Here is a 15,126-nt window from a genome sequence, read left to right on the forward strand (position 1 = left end):
CAACCGGTCCGGGTGGCTCTCATCCGGGGCGCGCTATGATACCATACGCGCCCATTTAGCCCGCTATAGAGACCACCCATGGCCCATACCTCTCTTGAGAAGGACAAGATCCGTATCCTCCTGCTCGAGGGCATCCACCAGAACGCGGTGGATAATCTGAAGGCGAACGGCTACCACAACGTGGAGCTACTGCCCAAGGCCCTGACCGGCAGCGACCTGACCGACGCCATCAAGGACGCCCATTTCGTGGGTATCCGCTCCCGCACCCAGCTCACCGAAGAGGTGTTCGCGGCGGCGGAGAAGCTGATCGGCGTGGGCTGTTTCTGTATCGGCACCAACCAGGTGGATCTCAAGGCGGCGCTGAAACGCGGCATTCCGGTGTTCAACGCGCCCTACTCCAATACCCGCTCGGTGGCGGAGTTGGTGATCGCGCACACCATCAGCCTGATGCGGGGCATTCCGGAGAAGAACGCGGAGGCTCACCGTGGTGGCTGGCTGAAATCCGCCAAGGACAGCTATGAGATCCGCGGTAAGAAGCTGGGGATCGTCGGCTACGGCAACATCGGTGCCCAGGTGTCGGTGCTGGCCGAGTCCATGGGCATGAAAGTCTACTTCTACGATGTGGTGCCAAAGCTGCCGCTGGGTAACGCCACCCAGGTGCAGAGCCTCCACGACCTGCTGGGCATGTGTGACGTGACCAGCCTGCACGTACCGGACACCCCGGCTACCCGCTGGATGATCAAGGAAGAGCAGATCCGGGCGATGAAGCCGAAGAGCTATCTGATCAACTATGCTCGCGGCAAGGTCGTGGACATTGAAGCGCTGACCGCCGCCGTCAAGGACGGTCATCTGCTGGGCGCGGCCATCGACGTGTTCCCCGAGGAGCCGAAGGGCAACGATGATGAGTTCATCAGCCCGCTGCGGGAGTTCGATAACGTCATTCTCACGCCGCACATCGGTGGTTCCACCCACGAAGCCCAGGAAAACATTGGCACCGAGGTGTCCGAGAAGCTGATCCGCTACTCCGACAACGGTTCCACCCTGAGTGCGGTGAACTTCCCCGAGGTGGCGCTGCCGTCCCATCCGGACATGCACCGTTTGCTGCATATCCACCAGAACATCCCGGGCATTCTCAGCCAGATCAATACCGTTTTCTCCGAGAACGATATCAACATCTGTGGTCAGTATCTGCAGACCAACGAGGATATCGGGTACGTCGTGATTGACGTGAACAAGGGCTACAGTCAGTTGGCCCTGGAGAAGCTCCGGACCATCGAGGGCACCATCCGCACCCGGGTGCTGTTCTAAACCGATCGGGCCCGTCGCCGTGGGTGACGGGCTCTCTGGCTTTTCAGGGCGGTCATGGAAGCAGACCGAGGTTGGAACGGAAAAAAACTCTGGTTGATGCTGGTGATGCCGCTATGGCTTACCGGCTGTGCCGTGGGTTCCCTGTTTCAGCCTTATCCGAGTCAGGCCCAGTCCTGGGTTCACCCCGCCCCTGGCCGTGACGCGGCCATCGTTCAACACCTCGAACGTGCCGGTAAAGGGCGGGACGGGGTGCTCTATCTGCAGGAACTGGGGCTGTTGCAGCAGCGCCTGGGCAACGACGCCGCCAGCCGGACGGTGTTCGCCGATGTCATCAATCACTATGAGCACACCGATGCCCAGGCGCTGATCCGCGTGACCGGGCTGGCGTCGCAGACCGGCGCCTTGCTCATTAACGACAACGCCCTGCCCTACCGGGCGCCGGATTACGAGCGTATTTTTACTCACAGTTACCAGGCGCTGAATTACTGGGCCGCCGGCGATGTTACCGGCACCGCGGTGGAGTTGCGCCGGGCCGCGCAAGCGCAACGCCTGGCCGAACAGCGCCGTGAGGGCGAGCTGGCCGAGGTTGATGAGGACGCGGCGTCCCTGGATCTGTCCCAATACCAGGGCTATTTCGAAGGCCTGGATGCCGCCGCCGGCGCGGTTAAAAGCAGTTTCCAGAACGCCTGGACCTTCTATCTCTCGGCGCTGTTCTGGGAAGCCCACGGCGAGTACAACGATGCCCTGGTGGATTATAAGAAGGCGTTGGAACTGCATCCTCGGGCGGACTGGCTCAAGGCGGACGTCCAGCGGGTTTCCCGGGCCCTGGATGGCCATCGCGAACAGGGTACGGGGACCGTGGCGGTGCTCTACGAACAGGGCGAGGTGCCGGCGCGGCAGGAAGTGAGCCTGCCGATTCCCACTCCGCATGGACTGTTCCTGGTGGCGTTCCCTTCTTATTCGGTGATGTCCCGCTCCGCCCCCCGCCCGCTGACCTTTGAAATTGGGGGCCAGACCGCGCAAACCCGGGTGCTGGCCGATGTCGGCGCCCTGGCGGCACGGAATCTGCGGGAACAGGCGCCGGCGATGCTGATTCGTCAGGTGCTGCGCGCCACCGGCAAGTATAATCTGCAAAAGAAAGCCAACGACGATTTTGGCAGTGCCGGCGCTTTCCTGACGCAGTTGTTCAATCTGATCAGCGAGCAGGCTGACCGGCGCAGCTGGCTGGGCTTGCCGGCTTACGCCCAGGCTGGCCGTGTCACCGTGCCCGTGGGGGAACAACAGGTTCTGTTGAGCGGTCCGGGAGGCGATGCTAGCGTGACCGTACCGGTTGCGGAGCGCGGCCTGACCTTGATTCATGTGACCGAACGCGCCGGGCGTCTGGTTGCCCGAGTGCTACCCGTTCAGGAGGGACCCCTATGACCCGTTTTCTTTGCCGCGTCGCGCCGATGCTGGCGGTGCTGCTGCTGACGGCCTGTTCGGCCAGTAATATGTCGCGCCTGGAAGTGGTGGATGACGGCGAGCAGTTGCAGCTGTATTCCAATAACAGCCTGCTGGCCAGCCGTTTGTCGGTGGAAGAGGTACGGCGCAAGAGGGTCAATGACCTGCTGTACATGCAGGCAACCCTGGAAAACGGCTGGAAGTTTGAACTGGATTTCCAGTACAAGATCAAATGGTTCGACCAGCAAGGCTTTGAGCTGGCGCCGGAATCCCAACCCTGGCGCCAACTGGTGATGGCCGGCCGCAGTCAGGCGAATGTGCAAGCGGTGGCGCCCAACCCCAGTGCCGTGCGCTTTGAAATATGGGTGCGTGAATAACGCCCCGACCCCAATGGATGCCCGCGAGGAGAAGCGAAGATGCGCATAGTGATGGCGATGATGCTGGGAGTGGTGCTGCTGGCAAGCGGCTGTGCCTCGAAAGTGGAATACGGCGACCCCCAGGCGCGGGAGACCGTGACTCCGGACTTCGGCTCCTCGGATCTGCAGATGATCGCCGCCAAGATGGTGGATGACATGATGGTGTTCCCGCCGGTGGTGGAACTCACCCGCGACCGTCGCCCGGTGCTGTTCGTGGACCGGGTCAAGAACAAGACCAGCGAGCATGTGGACACCGAATCCATCACCGACACGATCCAGTCCAGGCTGATCAACTCCGGCAAATTCCGTTTCGTCGATATGACCGTGGTCGACCGGGTGCGTCAGCAGCTGGAGTACCAGCAGGACTCCGGCATGGTGGATCAGTCCACCGCCGCCCAGATGGGCCGGCAGATCGGTGCCGAGTTCATGCTCTACGGCAATCTGTCTTCCATCGTTAAACGGGACAACAGCACCAAGGACGTGTATTACAAATTCACGCTCAAGCTGCTGAACATCCAGAGCGGTATTATCGAATGGTCCGGCGAGAAGGAAATCCGCAAGACCCGCAGCCGCAGTCTGTTTGGTTTGTAACAGGCTGCCCCAATGGGCAGGGAGGCAGTCATGGTGATCCGGTTTTATAGAACCCTCCTGGTGACGCTCGGTCTGCTGCTGAGCGGCCTGGTCTGGAGTGCCACCGAAACCGTCAAGGTGACCGCCGAGGGATATGGTGAAACACCACAACACGCGGTCAGCGAAGCGCTGGTGGGGGCGGTGCGTCAGGCCGGCGGCGTGGCGCTGGCGGTGGACCCCGCCTTTCGCCGTCAGGTCAGCCAATGGATGAGTCAGCGCCAGGGGGACGTCAGCACCTGGGTTGGCAGCCAGACCTCGGTAGCGGATCCGCAATTACCGACCCTGGGCAGCCTGCAGGGCTATCGGGTACTGGCGGTGGAACAGGTTGACGACGCCTTGTGGAAAGCGAGCGTGGAAGCCCGGGTGCTGCGTTATCAGTCCTTGCGGCCGGGGCGTGGCCACCTGCCGGCCATCGCGGTGATGCCATTCGAAACCCGTGCCAATGAATATCAATTGGGGGAAGTGACCATCGGCGCCGCCGAGGTGCGAAGCCGGCTGCGGGACGATCTGGTCGATGCCTTCACGCAGGCGGGTCGGTTCCGGGTGCTTGATCGCGCTCATCTGGCGGCGTTGGAACGGGAAAGAGCGACGGTGTCCGGTGGTAGCGTGGAGCCGGCGGAATGGGCCCGGCTGGGTCGGGTGCAGGGCGCGGATGTGTTGCTGGTGGGACGGATCGAGGATTTCAGTATCGGCGACCGGCAACGTCGCTTTTACGGTGCCGACTTCCAGGGGTTCGAGCCCCGTGTGCGGGTCCGTTACCGGCTGCTGGATACCGCCACCGGTGAAGTGTTGTGGAGCGACCTGTTCGATTGGCAACAGGATGAGGCCACGGTGCGGGCCTGGGCACGTCAGCAGAACATTGAGGACCGCCGTCATCCCGAGCGTTTGGCCGACCGGCTCTATCCCCGTATCGCCCGGGCCTTGAGTGGCGCCGCCACCGACGTGCTGTATCCGGTGCGGGTGTTGAAAGTCAGCGGCGATATGCTCTATCTGAGCCAGGGTGCGGGACGGCTGGAAACCGATGCGATGGTGTCGGTATACCGGCCTGGGGAACGGATCAAGGATCCGGACACCGGCTTGCCGATTCAACTGGCCGGTGCCGAGCTGACCCGGGCCCGAGTGATCGAGACCCGTGAAGGGTACGCGCTGGCGCGCGTAACGCGGGCCGCCGCCGCGGTGCAGGCAGGCGACCGGGTGCGGGTGCTGGGGATCGCGGCAGTGGGGGGAGAAGGCCCGGCCGGACAGCCGCCCTCCCCCGGCTCCTCGGACGCGCCGATCCGCTGGGACTGACGAGCCGCGACAGCCAATTCCTAGGAGCCGCCAATGGAAGGTTTTTTCGTACAAGCGTTAGTGCTGTTGGGCGCAGCGGTGCTGTTGCTGCCGTTGTTCCAGCGCCTGGGGCTGGGCAGCATCCTCGGTTACCTGGTGGCCGGCGTGATCGTGGGGCCGATGGGGCTGGCGGCTATCCAGGGCGCGGATCGGGTGCTGCATTTCGCCGAACTGGGCGTGGTACTGATGCTGTTCGTGGTGGGCCTGGAGCTGGCTCCGCAACAGCTTTGGGCGCGGCGCCGCCAATTGATGGGGTTGGGGGTGAGCCAGGTGCTGTTCAGCGCCGCCCTGCTGACCGGCTTTTTCCTGTGGTGGGGTGAGCCCACCAACGCCGCCATTGCTATTGGCGCCACCCTGGCGCTGTCCTCCACCGCCTTCGCCGTGCAAATGCTGGTGGAGACCCGGCAGCTGGGCACCCCCCAGGGGCGAGGGGCTTTTTCCATTCTGTTGTTCCAGGATCTGGCGGTGATCCCGCTGTTGCTGTTGCTGCCGGCCCTGGCCGGTGGCGCCGAGGGCGCGGATAAACCCAATCTGCTGATCGGTTTGCTGGCGCTTGTCGGCATGGTCCTGGCTGGGCGTTACCTATTGAACCCCTGGCTCGGCTGGCTGGCCAAGCTGCATAACCGGGAGTTGATGACCGCCACCGCTTTGCTGCTGGTTCTCAGCGCCGCCGCCCTGATGGAAATGCTGCACCTGTCCATGGGACTGGGGGCTTTCGTGGCCGGCATGTTGCTGGCCAATTCGCCCTATCGGGAGCAGCTCGATACCGATATTCAGCCGTTCAAGGGGCTGCTGCTGGGTCTGTTCTTCATGGCCATCGGCATGACCATGGACCTGCGGCTGCTGGTGCGGGCGCCCTTGGATATCCTGGCCTGGGGGGTAGCGCTGCTGGCGCTGAAAACCCTGGTGTTGATGGTGATCGCCAAAGTCGCCGGCAACAGCTGGCGTGGCGCGCTGCTGTTCGGGCTGCTACTCAGTCAAGGCGGTGAATTCGCCTTCGTGCTGTTCACTCAGGCCGGCGCCCTGGGATTGTTGGGCAGCGATGATATTGGTCGCTTGAACCTGGTGGTGGCGCTGTCCATGGCCGCCACTCCGCTGCTGTTGAAGCTGGTCACCCGGCTCTGGCCGGAACGGCGTCCCCATGCCGCCCTGCCCGAGGAGCCGATTCCCGATAATCAGGAACCGCAGGTGGTGGTGGCCGGCTTCGGTCGTTTTGGTCAGATCGTTGGTCGTATTCTGCTGAGCCGGAATATCCCCTTCACCGCGCTGGATACCAATCCGGAACACATCGATACGGTGCGGCGTTACGGCAACCAGGTGTATTTCGGCGACGTCACCCGGCTGGATTTGCTCCACCATGCCGGTATCGGTCACGCCCGTGTGGTGGTGCTGGCGGTGGATGGCGTGGAGGATTCGCTGCGTGCCGCCCATTTGATTCTGGAGCATTTTCCGCGGGTAACGCTGATTGCCCGGGCGCGGGACCGCCACCACGCTTATTCCCTGCTGGCGCTCGGCGTGCAGCATGTGGTGCGGGAAACGCTGGAATCCAGTCTGCGTGCCAGTCAGGCGGTACTGACTCAACTGGGGCTGCCGGAAACCACTGCCATTGATCTGGTGCGTACTTTCCGTGAAGTGGATGAGCGGTTGCTGCGCGAACAGGTGGCTCACCGTGATGAGTTGGAGAAACTGATCGAGCTGTCCGCCCGTGGGCGAGAGGAACTGCAATCCCTGCTCAGCGCCGATCGGGAGCAGGAATAAACCCGTTTACAACATCCGGTCAGCCTGGCTCCGCAGCGGGGGTAACGATGAAGGTGACCGTGCTTTGGTACCAGATCTTCAGCTCTCTATCGCACCAGGTGACAGTGGCCGTGTGAGGGCCGGGTGCCAGAGGCTCCGGCGAGAAGGTGTGGCGGATACTGCCGTCTTCTTCTTCCATCGCGGTCATCGGCGCCACGTTCAGACGCTGATCCAGGCTGACATGCACCCGTTCCACGCTATTGACGTCTGTTTCCTGGTTTACCGGAAAGGCGATAGTAAGGGGCATGTTTGCCTGATAAAGGCCGCCAGGCCCTGTACCGCTCGGATTTTCCCAGCGGTACAGGGTGTCATCCGCCTGGGGCGGCAGTTCGATGGTCAGACGCCCTTGCTGGAAACGGGTGATCCAGCTGAACGCCACATTGTCCACCATCCCTTCACGCCGGGTTTCGCCGGATACCGTGGTCACCCCGACCTGGGCTCCCGGCGCCACGGCCCGGGTGGTCCAGGTCAGGGCGGGGTCGGCGAGCAAGTCCGCGGCCAGTTCCGCCTGTTCCGAAGTCTGGCGGGCGAAGGCCATGATGTCGGGGTAAAGCGCCCGGCTTTCCCGGCTGAGCAGATCCCATCCCGCCCTGGACTCCCTTCGAGCAAGGTGATCCAGAAACAACCGTACCGTGCTCTGATGCGTCTCCACGGGCACGCCCGCTACCGCGGGAGGCCCCGGAGGATGGGAGAACGGCGGTGGGGGGGCCGGCCGGGAAGAGCCCTCGTTGCAAGCGACCAGCAGCAAAGCAAAACCCATCACCAGCGCGGAAAAAAGAGACTTCATGGAGCAACCGTGCCGTCGATTTCCGCTTAAGGATACTCCCCGCGGTGACGGTGGCGCCATCACCCATGGCGTACAATGTCCACCGGGATGCCGTTGGGATCACGAACGACGAAATGGCGGTCGCCCCAGGGCTCGTCCCTTAATGGCACCTCGATATTGACTCCGGCATGGCGGAATCGCTGGTATTGCGTCTCCACATCATCCACGTCCACGGCAATCCAGGCCCCATTCGTTACCGTTTGCCGGAACATCGGTGCCTGCGCGTCCTGATCCGGTTTCAGAAAGCCCAGCTCACCGCCGCCCAGGCTCAACAAGACAAACCAGTCGCTGTCGAACAGCACTTCGCTGCCGAAGTGGTTCACATAAAAGTCCCGCGCCGCCGTGGGATTCGTTACCACCAGACCCGACCACAGTTTCATCGTCGATCTCCCGTCGAATAACGGCGCCTCGGCGGCGCCAGGAAGTGTCAGATTAGGGGGGGCCGCGCATCGCGTCTTGAATAAAAGCGACATCGTGATCGGGCAGGATGGCGGCGGCGGGGGTCACGCCCATCACCCGTTTCAGGGTACGGGTCATATGGCTCTGGTCACTGAAGCCGGCGTCCTGGGCCAGCGCCGCCAGGGGCGGCACGCCTTCTTGGGTCAGGGTTCGGATCAGCCATTGGCAGCGGCGGATGGTCAGAAAGGTCCCCGGACTGATACCCAGGCGCTGCTGAAATTGCCTTTGTAGTTGGCGCTTGCTCACTCCGAAGGCATGACAAACAGGGGCGATACCGCTCTTCCAGGGTGCGTGGAGCAGCCAACGATCCAGGGCGTCGGTCTCCGCCGGATAATGCCCCAGCCAGTCCAGTAGCAGCTGATCGAGGATCCGACGTGGGTGCGGATGGGTAAAAACTTGGGAACCTAATGTCGCGATCAGTCCTCGATTGTCTGGCAAAGGGAGCGCGCGATCGCGCAGTTCCGCCGCCGGCAGAGGCAGAAAATGACGGTGCTGTCCCGGATGGAAACGAATGCCGAGATAGTGATGGCCGGCTTGTACGCGGGCGGTTCCCGGGGCGGTGGTGGAACCGTAGGCGGTGACGGTGAGATCGTGACCGGCGGTCAGGACCAGATCCACACAGCCATCGGGCAGGATGCGGTGGTCACCGGCGCTACTGTTCCGGCTAAGCCAGTAATGGCTGATGTAACGCCGCAACCGGGGATGCGGTGCGAGCGGCATCAACAGGTCCACCGTCGAGGCCTCCCATTGTGAGACGGATCAACCCTATCTTACCCGGTTACTCCGTGCCGTCACGCGCCGGACCGCCTCAGGAATCCGGCGCCCGCACCCGGGCGGCGCCAATGCCTCGTGGATCACTGGCGGCGGTGACCTCGCCGGTACGCTTATTCCAATAAATCGCCTGCATGTTGCCGTAGCGGCGGCCGGTGGATTTCAGGGTATGGCCGCGTAACGCCAGCCCACGGGCCTCGGCGGTGTCCAGGAAGTCCGGTTCCACTTCCACTTCGTCCGGCAGGTATTGATGGTGGAAGCGAACCCGCGAGACCCAGTCTTCCACGGGTTTGCCGTTCACCGCTTCCAGAACCCCGAGCAACACCATGGAGATGATACGGCTGCCACCGGGGGTGCCGAGAATGGCAACACCGTCCTTCGTTTCCACGAAAGTCGGGGTCATCGAGGACAGGGGACGCTTGCCCGGGGCGATGGCGTTGGCCTTGCTGCCGACCAGGCCATAGGCGTTGGGGCTGCCCGGTTTGGCGGAAAAATCGTCCATCTCATTGTTGAGCAGGACACCGGTGCCGGGGGGCACGAAAGCACTGCCGAAAGGGAGATTGATGCTGAGCGTGGCGGCAACCCGGTTGCCTTCACCATCGAGCACGGACAAATGGGTGGTATGGAAGCCTTCCTCCACCGTCACCGGGTCGCCGAGACTGGCGCTGGGGGTGGCCTTGTCCAGCTTGATGCCGGCGGCGCGCGCCTTGGCGTAGGACTTACTCACCAATTTATCCACAGGCATATCCACAAAGTCCGGATCACCCATATAGCGTGCGCGATCCTGGTAACCGCGCCGCATGGCCTCCACGGTGAGATGCGGAAGTAAGTCCTTACTAATCTCGCCGCCATTGAAATTGCTGAGGATGTTAAGCGTTTCCATCATCACAAGCCCGCCGGAGGACGGCGGCGGCGCGGAAACGATTCGGGCTCCCCGGTACTCGCCGACAATCGGTGCCCGTTCTTTTACCCGATAGTTTTCCAAGTCTTCCAGAGTCCAGACGCCCCCAGCCTCGCGAACCCCTGAAACCATCTTCCTGGCCAGTGGGCCGCGGTAGAAACCGTTGAAACCCTGATCGGCGATGGCCTCCAGAACCCTGGCCAGATCCGGCTGGCGGATGATGGTGCCGGCTTTGGGAATGCCGCCGTCGCGCAGAAAAATAGCGGCCGCTTCCGGGTAACGATTGAGCACGTCCACACGGTAGCCGGCGAGTGTCTGGTAATGCTGTTCCACCGGAAAGCCGTCACGGGCCAAGCGGATCGCGGGTGCCAGGGTCCGGGCCAGTGGCAGACGGCCATAGCGTTCGCTCAGGTGGACAAAGGCCGCGGCCTGGCCCGGGATGCCGGCGGCGAGAGGGCCATTGATGGCGCGGTCGCGCACAACGTTGCCCTGGTCATCCTGAAACAGCGTTTCAGTGGCCGCGGCGGGTGCGGTTTCCCGGGCGTCCACCATGGTTTCATGGCCGTCCTTCTGGCGATGGAGCAGCCAGAAACCGCCACCGCCCATGCCGGCGGAGTAAGGTTCCACCACCGCCAGGGCGGCGGCCACCGCGATGGCGGCGTCGAAGGCGTTGCCCCCTTCATTCAAAACCTCGAAACCGGCGTCGGTGGCGAGGGGGTGGGCACTGGCGATGGCCGCTTCGTCGGGCGCATCGGCGTTGGCGGTGCCGCACAACAATGCGAAACCGGCGAACAGGGACAGCAGCAAGGAACGCGGTGTCATAAGGGAAGCTCCTGATTCAATCCGTACCGGCGGGTTCTTCGCTTCATCAACGAGCACCAACGAGTCTTCACCAGCGAGCGGGCTGGCGGTGGTTACTCGCCGGCCAGTTCTTTCTTGCGGCGTTCCAGCGCGATGGCCACGTTGTCTGGTACGAATTCCCGAACATCGCCATCGAGCAGCGCGATCTCCCGAACCAGGGAGCTGGAAATAAAGGACAGATGCTCAGCCGGGGTGAGGAACACGGTTTCCAGTTCCGGTGCCAGCTTGCGATTCATGTTGGCGAGCTGAAATTCGTATTCGAAGTCACTGACCGCGCGCAGGCCTCGCAGCAGAATGTTGGCGTTCTGGTTCTGACAGAAGTGGGCCAGCAACTGGGAAAAACCCACCACTCTGACGTTGTCGCGGTCGTGAACGCACTCTTCCACCAGCGCGACGCGCTCTTCCAGAGTAAACAGCGGACGTTTCTTTTCACTGGCGGCCACCGCTACGATCACTTCATCGAACATGTCGGCGGCCCGTTCGATAAGGTCTTTATGGCCGTTGGTAATGGGGTCGAAGGTGCCCGGGTAAACAACGCGATTGGTCATGTTCGGCTCGCTTTGTCCTTGAAATGGGGCGCCAAGCATAACGCGATCCATGCGCGCACGCACATTACCCGGAACCTTGCCGTTTTTACCGTGCGTGTCCGTGACTTTCCAGATAGTGACCGGCACTGGCCCGGAGTACTCGCGGCATGGGCGGGAGCCGTATGCCGGTGCGCTCCAGGAAGGGCATGGTGGCACTGAGGTCGAACCGCTCTGGTTGAATGAAATGGAGCGCCTCGGGTTCGGTGTTGGCGAATCGGGCCAGAGCGGGCAGCCGCAGCAGATGAGCGAGCAGCGGAATGGGAAGATGGAGCCTGGGAGAACGGCATCCCAGAGTCTCCGCGATCAAAGCCAGCATCGGTTTCAGGTTCGGCGTATCCGGATCCAGCCCTAGGATTCGCCGTGGCGGCGCCGGATCCTGGATGGCGTGGTCGATGATCTCGGCCAGGGTATCCACCGGAATCAATGGCAGCCAGTGTTCGGGGCCGCCGGGGACCATCGCCAGCCGCCCCCGGGCCAAATTGTCGATCAGGGCGTGCAGGGGTTGCGCCGGGTCCAGATCACCATTGCGGCTATGACCCGCCACCGTGGCGGGTTGTACTTCCACCCAATCCTGGTTGCGCAGTTGCCAGCGTACCGTGATCGCCGCTTCTATTTTGCTGGCTTCATAGGGCCCGGCACGACGGTATACCCGTTGCCAGTCGATGGTCGCCGGATCTTCTCCGTTAAGTCCCAGGCGTTTCAGGTGGCGTTGGTTGTCCAGCATGAAGCCGCTGATGAAGACCAACCGGCATTGCTGCCGCCGTGCCAGTCGCGCCACCGCCAGGCTGCCGGAAACGTTGGTTCGGCGCGCGGCTTCCGCGGGTAATCGCCAACCGAAACGGGCGCCCAGATGCACCACCGCGTCCAGTGACGGCGGGCTGCCGGCGAGACCAAGATCAGGGGCGTTCAGATCCCCCGGCAGAGCGTCCAGGTAGTGGCTGTTTCCTCCGAGCCGGTCCACGGTGGCCTGGAGCTCCTCGAGCGCTTGCGGGCGGCGCATCAGCGCCAGCACGGGCTGTCTCCGGGCGGTTAGCCGGGCGCACAGGTGCCGGCCGATAAAGCCGGTGGCGCCGGTGATCAGTAGCGTCATGACGGGTTCTCCCTGATGAGTGGCCCGCCACTGTAAAGTGTAGAGTATGCTCTAAGGTCAATACTGGTGGGAGGAAAAGGTGCGCATCGCGGAACTGGAACAAAGAACCGGAGTGAGTCGCCACACCCTGCGTTATTACGAGAAACAAGGGCTGCTGCGGGAAGTGGACCGCCGTGGTAACAACTACCGCGATTACCCGGAACCGGCGGTGGAGCGGGTGGCCATGGTGAGGCAACTGAAAGGGTTGGGGTTCTCCCTCAAGGAAATTCGCGAGGTGCTGGACGCGCTACGTGATGATCGCATCGATTGTGCCCGGGGGGCGGCGTTGATGGCGGAAAAACGGGAAGCCGTGGAGCGGCGCCTGGCGGAGCTGTCGGAGGTGCGTGATCTGCTGGCGCGGGAGCAGCGGAAGCTGGAGGAAAGTGCCGCGCGATCACGCGGCACCTGAGCGACCCGCGGCGGTTGATGCCTTCAGGCGCCGAGCTTTTCCGCCAGGGCGGTGGCGTTGCGCGCACTGATGCCGTAGATGGTGAGCTGTGGGTTCACCCCGAGACTGGTGGGGAACACCGAGCCGTCGATGACATACAGATTGTCCAGGTACTTGTAGCCGCCATCGCTGTTGACCAGACAGTATTTCTCATCACTGCCCATGGCGCACCCGCCCATCACGTGGGCGCTGCCCAGGGCGGTGATAAAGGGCGCGTATTCCAGGGTTTCCATGCCCTGCCGGGCCTCATCCCAGTCGCGGTAGTGTGGCGCGTGGGAATGGCCGGGCCGGACCGTCTTGGCACCGGCGGCGAATTGCATTTCCACCTGGGTCAGATGAGATCGTTTCACTGCTTCCAGCAGGTACGCGTTCACCGGGTAGTCCAGCACGGGTTCGCCATTGTCGCGTAACTCCACCGAACCGCCTTCGCTGTTTTCATGGAAGCCGTCGCGCACCAGCGCGATGGAGGCCGCCAGATGGGGCAGACCGGCGATCTCTTGCCTGGCCTGATCACCGATGCCACCGATCAGGGCACCGGCCAGGCCCGGGTGCAGCGGCATCATCTCCAGCTTGTAGCCGCCGGGGCCGTCTACGCCGTATTTGAAGACAAACTCGTCGGAATACAGTGATTGTGGCGCGCCATAGTAGGGCGCCACTTCCTCTTCGTAACGACCGAAAGTAAAGCTGGTGGGGTGCAGGAAGGTGCGCTTGCCGATCCGTTTTTCCGGATCCGGAGCATCCGAGCGCAACAACAGTGCCGGGCTTTGAATACCGCCGCCGGAGACCACCACGGCCCGCGCTTTCAGCGTGAGGGTGGCGCCGGTGGGCTCCTTGTCCTTATTCAAGGGCCGCGCTTCCACCCCCACGACCTTGTCGCCCTCCATCAGCAGGCGTTCGGCGCGGGTGCTGTGGAGCAAGGTGGCGCCTTCCTTCATGGCCGCTGGCAGGGTGGTGACCAGCATGGATTGCTTGGCATCGGTGGGACAGCCCATGCCGCAGTAACCGATATTCCAGCAGCCGCTTACATTGCGCGGGATGATGCCCCAGTGCCATCCCAGTTTTTCGCATCCCTTCTTGATGACGGCGTTATTGGCGTTCGGAGGCATCGCCCATTTGCTGATGTTGAGGCGCTGTTCCATCCTTTCGAACCAGGGATTGAGCGCTTCCCGGTCCAGCTCGGTAACACCGAACCGGTCCCGCCAATAGTCCAGTGTCTGGCGTGGCGTGCGGAAACTGCTGGTCCAGTTGACCACGGTGGTGCCGCCCACGGTGCGACCTTGCAGGATGGTCATGCCGGCATCCTTGGTGGCACGCATGGCGCCTTCTTGATAGAGGTCGTGGTAGGCCTTGCCCTCATCAAGAATAAAGTCGTCGGAACTGCGTAACTGGCCGGCTTCCAACAGGATAACGGTGAGGCCGTGCTGGGTGAGCACCTCCGCGCTGACGCCGCCGCCGGCACCGGTGCCGACGATGATCACGTCGGCTTCCAGGGTGCGGTTTTCGGTGATGGTCTGGCCATCCAGGGCGTGCCAGCCTTCGGCGATACCGGTTTTCCAGAGATCCTTGATGCCGCTGATCGGCAAGGTGGATAAATCCTGCATGGCGATACCTATATGCTTTTTTGTTTTCAGCTGGGTGCGGTGGTTTGGGGCCTGTTCACATGACAATCTTCTTCGGCGGGCCGGGGTACCCGGTGGTGCGCGCGGCATCCGGTTTGACGTACCAGCCCATATGGATCGGTTTGGTGAGACCCTGGAACGCGGCCCGCGGCAGCTCGCTTTCACTGCGTGACCAATGATCCAGGGTGGCGCGGAGCTGCTCTTCGGTTTGTTCGGCGAAGTGCTTCCAGGTGCCCGTGAGGTACCAGCGTCCGGGGGCCAACTGCAACAAATCCAGCAATTCGAATACGGCACCGCGGGTGCCGGGCATGCCGCCGTCAAGAAGATCATCAAAGGCCATCAGCGCCTGATCGGCGGTGGCCTCCGCCGCCGTCAGGGCTGGTGCCAGCAAGACCCGGGCCAGCGGTCTGAGCAGGGTGACGTCCTGGGAGCGCAGGTGGCGGTAGCCGTGTGCCGGCCCGTCGTTACGGCTGCAGCCGGTCAACAGGGCCAGACTTGACCCCGCCGTCAGCATGACACTGGCACCGGCGCTGAGTTTGAGAAAGTCGCGACGATCCATTCCCGGTTTCCATCCTGGTTGTGTTGTTGTGCTTGTTATCGCGGGC

At 62.8% G+C, this 15,126-nt stretch carries 15 protein-coding genes; 7 read left to right on the forward strand and 8 right to left on the reverse strand.

Annotated features, from left to right (window positions below; translation table 11 throughout):
• Window positions 1-78: 78 nt before the first annotated feature.
• From serA to E0L37_RS07595, 6 genes are read left to right on the forward strand one after another with little or no spacing between them, the layout of a single operon-like run.
• On the forward strand, window positions 79-1,308 hold the full coding sequence (gene serA / locus E0L37_RS07570; RefSeq protein ID WP_133491152.1) for a phosphoglycerate dehydrogenase: 1,230 nt from the start codon (window positions 79-81) through the stop codon (window positions 1,306-1,308).
• Window positions 1,309-1,362: 54 nt separating this feature from the next.
• On the forward strand, window positions 1,363-2,730 hold the full coding sequence (locus E0L37_RS07575; RefSeq protein WP_133491153.1) for a COG3014 family protein: 1,368 nt from the start codon (window positions 1,363-1,365) through the stop codon (window positions 2,728-2,730).
• Window positions 2,727-3,125, forward strand: coding sequence for a YcfL family protein (locus E0L37_RS07580; RefSeq protein ID WP_133491154.1), 399 nt, complete (start codon window positions 2,727-2,729; stop codon window positions 3,123-3,125). The genes E0L37_RS07575 and E0L37_RS07580 overlap by 4 nt, the downstream gene beginning before the upstream one ends.
• A 39-nt stretch (window positions 3,126-3,164) precedes the next feature.
• Entirely contained in the window at window positions 3,165-3,755 is a 591-nt protein-coding gene (gene lpoB, locus E0L37_RS07585; RefSeq protein WP_133491155.1) for a penicillin-binding protein activator LpoB, read from the forward strand.
• A gap of 30 nt (window positions 3,756-3,785) precedes the next feature.
• Window positions 3,786-5,084 carry a CsgG/HfaB family protein gene (locus E0L37_RS07590; protein WP_133491156.1) on the forward strand — a complete coding sequence of 433 codons (1,299 nt, stop codon included), beginning with the start codon at window positions 3,786-3,788 and terminating at the stop codon, window positions 5,082-5,084.
• 33 nt (window positions 5,085-5,117) lie between these two features.
• Window positions 5,118-6,881 (forward strand): monovalent cation:proton antiporter-2 (CPA2) family protein, encoded by a 1,764-nt coding sequence (locus tag E0L37_RS07595; RefSeq protein ID WP_133491157.1) that lies wholly within the window; start codon window positions 5,118-5,120, stop codon window positions 6,879-6,881.
• Window positions 6,882-6,900: 19 nt separating this feature from the next.
• On the opposite strand, the gene E0L37_RS07600 is transcribed toward E0L37_RS07595, so the two are convergent.
• The 6 genes from E0L37_RS07600 to E0L37_RS07625 all read right to left on the reverse strand — a co-directional run bounded on the left by E0L37_RS07600 (window position 6,901) and on the right by E0L37_RS07625 (window position 12,415).
• Window positions 6,901-7,707 (reverse strand): hypothetical protein, encoded by an 807-nt coding sequence (locus E0L37_RS07600; RefSeq protein WP_133491158.1) that lies wholly within the window; start codon window positions 7,705-7,707, stop codon window positions 6,901-6,903.
• 59 nt (window positions 7,708-7,766) lie between these two features.
• Window positions 7,767-8,126 (reverse strand): VOC family protein, encoded by a 360-nt coding sequence (locus tag E0L37_RS07605; RefSeq protein WP_133491159.1) that lies wholly within the window; start codon window positions 8,124-8,126, stop codon window positions 7,767-7,769.
• Between the two features lie 52 nt (window positions 8,127-8,178).
• Complete coding sequence (locus E0L37_RS07610) at window positions 8,179-8,925, reverse strand: helix-turn-helix domain-containing protein (RefSeq protein ID WP_133491160.1); 747 nt, start codon at window positions 8,923-8,925, stop codon at window positions 8,179-8,181.
• An 88-nt stretch (window positions 8,926-9,013) separates the two neighbouring features.
• Window positions 9,014-10,699, reverse strand: coding sequence for a gamma-glutamyltransferase (gene ggt / locus E0L37_RS07615; RefSeq protein ID WP_133491161.1), 1,686 nt, complete (start codon window positions 10,697-10,699; stop codon window positions 9,014-9,016).
• 92 nt (window positions 10,700-10,791) lie between these two features.
• Window positions 10,792-11,286: a pantetheine-phosphate adenylyltransferase gene (gene coaD, locus E0L37_RS07620; RefSeq protein WP_133491162.1), complete on the reverse strand. Its 495-nt coding sequence runs from the start codon at window positions 11,284-11,286 to the stop codon at window positions 10,792-10,794.
• Between the two features lie 85 nt (window positions 11,287-11,371).
• Window positions 11,372-12,415, reverse strand: coding sequence for an SDR family oxidoreductase (locus E0L37_RS07625; protein ID WP_133491163.1), 1,044 nt, complete (start codon window positions 12,413-12,415; stop codon window positions 11,372-11,374).
• A 79-nt stretch (window positions 12,416-12,494) separates the two neighbouring features.
• Between E0L37_RS07625 and E0L37_RS07630 the strand changes: the two genes are divergently transcribed.
• On the forward strand, window positions 12,495-12,863 hold the full coding sequence (locus tag E0L37_RS07630; protein WP_133491164.1) for a MerR family transcriptional regulator: 369 nt from the start codon (window positions 12,495-12,497) through the stop codon (window positions 12,861-12,863).
• A 23-nt stretch (window positions 12,864-12,886) separates the two neighbouring features.
• Here the strand turns inward: E0L37_RS07630 and E0L37_RS07635 are convergent, their stop codons facing one another.
• Both E0L37_RS07635 and E0L37_RS07640 read right to left on the reverse strand, forming a co-directional pair.
• The gene (locus tag E0L37_RS07635) at window positions 12,887-14,503 is read right to left on the reverse strand and encodes a GMC family oxidoreductase (RefSeq protein WP_133491165.1); all 1,617 of its coding nucleotides are present in this window, start codon (window positions 14,501-14,503) and stop codon (window positions 12,887-12,889) included.
• Between the two features lie 55 nt (window positions 14,504-14,558).
• Window positions 14,559-15,080: a twin-arginine translocation signal domain-containing protein gene (locus E0L37_RS07640; protein ID WP_133491166.1), complete on the reverse strand. Its 522-nt coding sequence runs from the start codon at window positions 15,078-15,080 to the stop codon at window positions 14,559-14,561.
• Window positions 15,081-15,126: the final 46 nt, after the last annotated feature.

Origin of the sequence: Alcanivorax sp. 24 (genome assembly GCF_004360225.1) — a bacterium.
Taxonomy (GTDB): domain Bacteria; phylum Pseudomonadota; class Gammaproteobacteria; order Pseudomonadales; family Alcanivoracaceae; genus Alloalcanivorax; species Alloalcanivorax xiamenensis.

Coding starts and splice junctions, on each gene's coding strand:
- E0L37_RS07605 (WP_133491159.1), bottom strand. CDS start 8,126: ATGAAACTGTGGTCGGGTCTGGTGGTAACGAATCCCACGGCGGCGCGG.
- ggt (WP_133491161.1), bottom strand. CDS start 10,699: ATGACACCGCGTTCCTTGCTGCTGTCCCTGTTCGCCGGTTTCGCATTG.
- E0L37_RS07610 (WP_133491160.1), bottom strand. CDS start 8,925: ATGCCGCTCGCACCGCATCCCCGGTTGCGGCGTTACATCAGCCATTAC.
- coaD (WP_133491162.1), bottom strand. CDS start 11,286: ATGACCAATCGCGTTGTTTACCCGGGCACCTTCGACCCCATTACCAAC.
- E0L37_RS07595 (WP_133491157.1), top strand. CDS start 5,118: ATGGAAGGTTTTTTCGTACAAGCGTTAGTGCTGTTGGGCGCAGCGGTG.
- E0L37_RS07600 (WP_133491158.1), bottom strand. CDS start 7,707: ATGAAGTCTCTTTTTTCCGCGCTGGTGATGGGTTTTGCTTTGCTGCTG.
- E0L37_RS07635 (WP_133491165.1), bottom strand. CDS start 14,503: ATGCAGGATTTATCCACCTTGCCGATCAGCGGCATCAAGGATCTCTGG.
- E0L37_RS07580 (WP_133491154.1), top strand. CDS start 2,727: ATGACCCGTTTTCTTTGCCGCGTCGCGCCGATGCTGGCGGTGCTGCTG.
- E0L37_RS07575 (WP_133491153.1), top strand. CDS start 1,363: ATGGAAGCAGACCGAGGTTGGAACGGAAAAAAACTCTGGTTGATGCTG.
- E0L37_RS07590 (WP_133491156.1), top strand. CDS start 3,786: ATGGTGATCCGGTTTTATAGAACCCTCCTGGTGACGCTCGGTCTGCTG.
- E0L37_RS07625 (WP_133491163.1), bottom strand. CDS start 12,415: ATGACGCTACTGATCACCGGCGCCACCGGCTTTATCGGCCGGCACCTG.
- lpoB (WP_133491155.1), top strand. CDS start 3,165: ATGCGCATAGTGATGGCGATGATGCTGGGAGTGGTGCTGCTGGCAAGC.
- E0L37_RS07640 (WP_133491166.1), bottom strand. CDS start 15,080: ATGGATCGTCGCGACTTTCTCAAACTCAGCGCCGGTGCCAGTGTCATG.
- serA (WP_133491152.1), top strand. CDS start 79: ATGGCCCATACCTCTCTTGAGAAGGACAAGATCCGTATCCTCCTGCTC.